We start from the raw sequence: 2,318 nt of genomic DNA on the forward strand, positions 1-2,318 counted from the left end.
GCCCGGGAGAGGTCCTGAAGGGCCGCGCCCAAGCGCCCGCCCTGGGCGGGGTGCGTNCCGTGCTTGTGTGGGGGCAGTTCGCCATCTCCATCGCGCTGATCGTGGCGACGCTGACGGTGCAGCGCCAGGTGGCGCACGTGCAGGCGGCCGGCTTGGGCTATCAGCCGGAAAACCTGTATATCCTCGGCAACCTGCCGGTCGACACCGTCCGGGCTGCCGCCCTGAAGGCGGAACTGCGGCGCCTGCCCGCCGTGCGGTCGGCCACCTTCTCCGACCTGGTGCCAGCCGTCCACGCGGAAAGTCTGGCCAGCGTCGAATTTCCGGAAAACAGCCGCAGCACGTTGCGTGAGGTTCACGGCATCGAGATGTTCGCCGCGGACGAGGATTTCATCGCCACCTACGGCGCGCGCCTGGTGGCGGGGGTGGGTGTGCCCCCCGGCTGGAAGCCCGAACCCCAGGATGACAGGACCCCGCGCTACGCCGTTCTGACCGAGGCGGGCGCCCGCCGCATGGGCTATGCCACGCCGCAGGACGCGGTGGGGGATCGGTTCTACGCCGATGGCCAGCACACTCTGTTCACCGAGGTGGTTGGCGTGGTGGCCGACATGCGCTTCCAGTCCGCACGGCGGGCCGACCAGCCGTTGGTGTTTCCCCTGAAGGCCGGCAGCGGCACCATGACCAGCACCAACCTGACCCTGCGGCTGGCGGCTGGCGACCAGCGCGCCACGGTGGATGCCGTGATGGCCCTGGTGGGAAGGATCTACCCGGACGCGGAATATTTGAGCCACGCGTTCGCGGATGAGCGTCTGGAGGGCCTGTACCAGACCGAACGGCGCCAGGCGAACGTCTTCGCCACCTTTTCCGGCCTGGCCATCGTGCTGGCCAACCTGGGCCTGTTCGGCCTGACGGCGCTGACGGCCGCCCGGCGGACGAAGGAGATCGGCATCCGCCGGGTGGTGGGCGCCCGGGTGCCCGACATCCTGGGCCTGATGGCCTGGCAGTTCACCCGGCCGGTGCTGCTGGCCAACCTGGTGGCCTGGCCCGTGGCCTGGTGGGCGCTGCACCGCTGGCTGGCCCAGTTCGTGGTGCGGGTCGACCAGGCGCCGCTGACCTTCCTGGCGGCGGGGGCAGTGGCGTTGGCTGTGGCACTGGCCACCGTGGCCGTCCACGTCATCCGTGTCGCCAGCGCGCCGCCGGTGGGCGCGCTCCGGTATGAGTGAGGACAATTTCAAAAGGATGTGTCATATTTCGTGATAGTGTCATCTATGGAAACCATGACATGTCGCGCGCCAACTTGACGGCAAATTTGACGGTGGCCTCAAACGGCCGGGTGGTGATTCCCGCACAAATGCGAACCGCGCTGGGTTTGCAGGATGGTGGCAAGGTGGTTGCGCGCCTGGAGGACGGGGTTGTCGTGCTTGAACCCATCGACGCCGCCATCCGCCGCGCCCAAGCCATGGTTCGGCGTTATGTTCCGGAAGGAACCGATCTGATCAGTGAACTGGCGGCGGAGCGTCGGGCGGCGTCTGAACGTGAGTGACGTTGTCCTCGATAGTTCGGCGCTGTTGGCCGTCCTTCTTGCCGAACCCGGGGCCGAGCGGGTGATCGCCACTTTGCCCGGGGCCCTGATCTCCACCGTGAATGTGGCGGAGGTCCTGACCAAACTACGGGAACGGGGCATGCCGGTGAATGAAGCCCGCCAAGCCCTGGAGGCTACCGGGGTTGAAATCGTTGACTTCGACTTGGCGGATGCGGTCCTGGCGGCGGACATGCGGCCGGCCACCCGGGCCAACGGTTTATCTTTAGGTGACAGGGCTTGCCTGGCTTTGGCGCGCAGTCGTCGGGCGCCGGCGCTAACCGCCGACCAAGCCTGGGCCAAGGTTGCTCAAGCCGGCATACCCGACCTGGATATCGTCCTGATCCGGCAGGCCCAGCCATGACAGTTGGGGCGGAGGACTGGCGCATAGCCGGGCTCACACCCCGTCAAAGCCTTAGGCGCCGATCAGGTCCAGCAGCAGGGCGTTGGTCTCGGCCGGCTTCTCCAGCATGATCTGATGGCCGCAGCGCTCCAGCTCCACATAGGTGGCGTTGGGCAGGCGGCGGGCCAGGTCGCGGGCGCCGGCCGGCGGGGTCAGGCCGTCGTTGGCCCCGGCCACCACGGTATGCACGGCGTCGATGCCGAACATGATGGGGATGGGCGTATGACCCGGCCGCACCGCCAGCGAAGCGGCGCGGAAAGCGCGCGCCGTCTCCGCCCAGCGTTCAGGACCGGCGCGGTCGTCGCCGCCGGAGGGCGCGCTGTCGCCGCCGGCGAGGAT

Annotated in this window: 4 protein-coding genes; 3 read left to right on the plus strand and 1 reads right to left on the minus strand. The window is 68.3% G+C overall.

Features of this window, described 5'->3' with window-relative positions; translation table 11 throughout:
• The 3 genes from I55_RS39280 to I55_RS05010 all read left to right on the plus strand — a co-directional run.
• On the plus strand, positions 1–1,220 hold a 1,220-nt coding region (locus I55_RS39280; RefSeq protein WP_044559410.1), incomplete at its 5' end, for an FtsX-like permease family protein.
• 59 nt (positions 1,221–1,279) lie between these two features.
• Positions 1,280–1,540: an AbrB/MazE/SpoVT family DNA-binding domain-containing protein gene (locus I55_RS05005; protein ID WP_044559411.1), complete on the plus strand. Its 261-nt coding sequence runs from the start codon at positions 1,280–1,282 to the stop codon at positions 1,538–1,540.
• Positions 1,533–1,940 carry a type II toxin-antitoxin system VapC family toxin gene (locus I55_RS05010; RefSeq protein WP_044559413.1) on the plus strand — a complete coding sequence of 136 codons (408 nt, stop codon included), beginning with the start codon at positions 1,533–1,535 and terminating at the stop codon, positions 1,938–1,940. The genes I55_RS05005 and I55_RS05010 overlap by 8 nt, the downstream gene beginning before the upstream one ends.
• 51 nt (positions 1,941–1,991) lie before the next feature.
• On the opposite strand, the gene I55_RS05015 is transcribed toward I55_RS05010, so the two are convergent.
• The coding region (locus I55_RS05015) for an alpha/beta fold hydrolase (RefSeq protein ID WP_044559414.1) at positions 1,992–2,318 on the minus strand (327 nt) is incomplete at its 5' end.

The sequence above is a fragment of the Azospirillum sp. B4 genome (assembly GCF_000333275.1).
GTDB lineage: Bacteria > Pseudomonadota > Alphaproteobacteria > Azospirillales > Azospirillaceae > Nitrospirillum.

Coding starts and splice junctions, on each gene's coding strand:
- I55_RS05005 (WP_044559411.1), top strand. CDS start 1,280: ATGTCGCGCGCCAACTTGACGGCAAATTTGACGGTGGCCTCAAACGGC.